Consider the following 3,735-nt stretch of genomic DNA (forward strand, 5'->3'; position numbering starts at 1 on the left):
AGTTCAGGAGCTACAGCTCAGTGAGCGTTCAGCTCTGGCCGCCGGCCAGCTTCTCGCGCAGCGCGGCGAGCGCCTCGTCCGAGGCCAGCGCGCCGGAGGTGTCCGCACCCTCGGAGGAGTACGAACCGCCACCGCCGCCCGCGGCCGGAGCCGCACCGGCCGCGTCCCCGCCCTCGGCCGCAGCAGCGGCGTCGGCCTCGCGGGACTTGATGACCTGCTGCTGGTGCTGCTCGAAGCGGGTCTGCGCCTCGGCGTACTGGTGCTCCCACGCCTCGCGCTGGGTCTCGTAGCCCTCGAGCCAGTCGTTGGTCTCGGGGTCGAAGCCCTCGGGGTAGATGTAGTTGCCCTGGTCGTCGTAGGACGCGGCCATGCCGTACAGGGTCGGGTCGAACTCGACCGTCGCCGGGTCCGAACCGAAGGCCTCGTTGGCCTGCTTCAGCGAGAGGCTGATGCGGCGGCGCTCGAGGTCGATGTCGATGACCTTGACGAAGATCTCGTCGTTGACCTGGACGACCTGCTCCGGGATCTCCACGTGGCGCTCGGCCAGCTCGGAGATGTGGACCAGACCCTCGATGCCCTCGTCCACGCGGACGAACGCACCGAACGGAACCAGCTTCGTGACCTTGCCGGGCACGACCTGGCCGATCTGGTGGGTGCGGGCGAACTGCTGCCACGGGTCTTCCTGGGTCGCCTTCAGCGACAGGGAGACACGCTCGCGGTCCATGTCGACGTCGAGGACCTCGACGGTGACTTCCTGGCCGACCTCGACAACCTCGGAGGGGTGGTCGATGTGCTTCCAGGAGAGCTCGGAGACGTGGACCAGACCGTCGACGCCACCCAGGTCCACGAAGGCACCGAAGTTGACGATCGAGGAGACCACGCCGGAGCGGACCTGACCCTTCTGGAGGGTCGTGAGGAACGTCTGGCGGACCTCGGACTGGGTCTGCTCCAGCCAGGCACGGCGGGACAGGACCACGTTGTTGCGGTTCTTGTCCAGCTCGATGATCTTGGCCTCGAGCTCCTTGCCCACGTAGGGCTGGAGGTCGCGGACGCGGCGCATCTCGACCAGGGAGGCCGGGAGGAAGCCACGGAGGCCGATGTCGAGGATGAGACCACCCTTGACGACCTCGATGACGGTACCGGTGACGATCCCGTCCTCTTCCTTGATCTTCTCGATGGTGCCCCAGGCACGCTCGTACTGGGCGCGCTTCTTCGAGAGGATCAGGCGGCCTTCCTTGTCCTCCTTCTGGAGAACAAGGGCCTCGATCTCGTCACCGACGGCGACGACCTCGTTGGGGTCGACGTCGTGCTTGATCGAGAGCTCGCGGCTCGGGATAACGCCTTCGGTCTTGTAACCGATGTCGAGCAGGACCTCGTCCCGGTCGACCTTCACGATGACGCCGTCGACGATGTCGCCGTCGTTGAAGTACTTGATCGTCTCGTCGATCGCGGCGAGGAAGGCTTCCTCGTTACCGATGTCGTTGACCGCTACCTGCGGGGTGGTGGCGGTGGTCTCGGTGCTGCTCGTCATGTGGGAAAGGGCTCCGGTACGGACATTGAAGTCGTAGGTACTGCTTACGCCGGGAGCCCGTTTCGCTCTGAAGAAGCCGGACAGCCAAGGAAGCGCCACACAAAACCACTGGTGGCGCCTCGACAACCGAGGGGACATACAACAGATGCGAGCGCAGCCTGCTACGTCTGAGGTGCGCAGGCCCGCAGCGCAACTTGTAGCATACGGGGGCAGCCGGACAGGGTCAATGCGCGAAGGCGCACACCCGGGGCGGATCGCCGCATACCCGGCACAAAACCTGTCTCACGAGGCCACGCGCGCGTGACGGCGCCCCATTTATGACGGCCGCCGCGACGGGTTGGACGGAAGAGTACGACGAGGGAGCCCATCATCCAAGAGCCCGCATCGCACCAGCAGGAGTCCGGCCCGGACGCGGAGTCGCAGGCCACCCGGCGTGACGCGGATGTCACCGAGAGCGCCCGGGCCAACCGCGGCTGGTGGGACCGCAACGCGGACGAGTACCAGGTCGAGCACGGCACCTTCCTCGGCGACGACCGCTTCGTGTGGGGCCCCGAGGGCCTCGACGAGGTGGAGGCGGAGCTGCTGGGCCCGCCGGAGGACCTCAAGGGCAGGGACGTCCTGGAGATCGGCGCCGGCGCCGCCCAGTGCGCGCGCTGGCTGGCCGCCCAGGGAGCCCGCCCGGTCGCCCTCGACATCTCCCACCGCCAGCTCCAGCACGCGCTGCGCATCGGTGCGTCCTTCCCCCTGGTGTGCGCCGACGCGGGCGCGCTGCCCTTCGCGGACGGCTCCTTCGACCTGGCGTGCTCGGCGTACGGCGCCCTGCCGTTCGTCGCCGACCCCGTGCTGGTGCTGAAGGAGGTGCACCGCGTCCTGCGCCCGGGCGGCCGCTTCGTCTTCTCGGTGACGCACCCCATCCGCTGGGCCTTCCCGGACGAGCCCGGCCCCGAGGGCCTGTCCGTCTCCGCCTCCTACTTCGACCGCACGCCCTACGTCGAGCAGGACGAGGAGGGCCGCGCGGTCTACGTCGAGCACCACCGCACGATCGGCGACCGGGTCCGTGACGTGGTCGCCGGCGGTTTCCGCCTGGTCGACCTGGTGGAGCCGGAGTGGCCGGCCTGGAACACCTCGGAGTGGGGCGGCTGGTCCCCGCTGCGCGGCAGCCTGATCCCGGGCTCGGCGATCTTCGTGTGCGAACGGGACTGACGTACGGGGGCGTTTTGGCGGCCGTACGACACTAGGGGTGTGATCCGTTACGACGCCCTGGACGCCCTTCCCGTACGCAGTGCCCTGCCCGCGCTGGGCGACGCCCTGGAGGGGCACGGCACGGCGGTCCTCGTGGCACCGCCCGGCACCGGCAAGACGACCCTCGTCCCGCTGGTGCTCGCGGGCCTGCTGGACTCCGGCGCACCCGCGCGGAACGTCGTCGTCGCCGAACCCCGCCGGATCGCCGCCCGCGCGGCCGCCCGGCGGATGGCGTGGCTGCTGGGCGAGCAGGTCGGCGCGAGCGTCGGGTACACCGTGCGCGGCGAGCGGGTGGTCGGAGCGCACACGCGCGTGGAGGTCGTCACGACGGGGGTGCTGCTCCAGCGGCTCCAGCGCGACCAGGAGCTCGCGGGCGTCGACGTGGTCGTGCTCGACGAGTGCCACGAGCGGCATCTGGACGCGGACACCACGGCGGCCTTCCTGTGGGACGTGCGCCAGACCCTGCGGCCGGAGCTGAGGCTGGTGGCCGCGTCCGCGACGACCGACGCGCAGGGCTGGGCGCGGCTGCTGGGCGAGGCGCCCGTGGTCGAGGCGGAGGGTGTCTCGCACCCGGTGGAGGTCGTGTGGGCGCCGCCCGCGCGTCCCGTACGGCCGCCGCACGGTCGTGCGGCGGGCGCTGTCCGAGCGGCCGGGGGACGTGCTGTGCTTCCTGCCGGGCGTGGGCGAGATCGCGCGTGTGGCCGGACAGTTGGGCGGGCTCGGTGACGTGGAGGTGCTCCAGGTGCACGGGCGGGCGCCGGCGGCCGTGCAGGACGCGGTGCTGGCGGGCGGGGAGCGGCGCCGGGTGGTGCTCGCGACCGCCGTGGCGGAGTCGTCCCTGACCGTGCCAGGGGTGCGGGTGGTCGTCGACTCGGGGCTCGCGCGGGAACCGCGCGTCGACCACGCGCGCGGGCTGAGCGCGCTGGCGACCGTGCGGGCCTCGCAGGCCACCGGCCGGCAGC

2 protein-coding genes and 1 pseudogene are annotated in these 3,735 nt (G+C 70.8%); 2 read left to right on the forward strand and 1 reads right to left on the reverse strand.

What is annotated here, in order from left to right:
• Nucleotides 1–28: 28 nt before the first annotated feature.
• Nucleotides 29–1,531 (reverse strand): 30S ribosomal protein S1, encoded by a 1,503-nt coding sequence (gene rpsA / locus AOJ26_RS13795; RefSeq protein ID WP_053848553.1) that lies wholly within the window; start codon nucleotides 1,529–1,531, stop codon nucleotides 29–31.
• Nucleotides 1,532–1,897: 366 nt separating this feature from the next.
• On the opposite strand from rpsA, the gene AOJ26_RS13800 reads away from it, so the two are divergent.
• Both AOJ26_RS13800 and AOJ26_RS13805 read left to right on the forward strand, forming a co-directional pair.
• Nucleotides 1,898–2,734 carry a class I SAM-dependent methyltransferase gene (locus AOJ26_RS13800; protein ID WP_086723735.1) on the forward strand — a complete coding sequence of 279 codons (837 nt, stop codon included), beginning with the start codon at nucleotides 1,898–1,900 and terminating at the stop codon, nucleotides 2,732–2,734.
• 39 nt (nucleotides 2,735–2,773) lie between these two features.
• Nucleotides 2,774–3,735: pseudogene (locus AOJ26_RS13805) on the forward strand (DEAD/DEAH box helicase); the annotation flags it as partial.

This window comes from Streptomyces sp. NRRL B-24085 (genome assembly GCF_001282115.1).
Taxonomy (GTDB): domain Bacteria; phylum Actinomycetota; class Actinomycetes; order Streptomycetales; family Streptomycetaceae; genus Streptomyces.

Coding starts and splice junctions, on each gene's coding strand:
- rpsA (WP_053848553.1), bottom strand. CDS start 1,531: ATGACGAGCAGCACCGAGACCACCGCCACCACCCCGCAGGTAGCGGTC.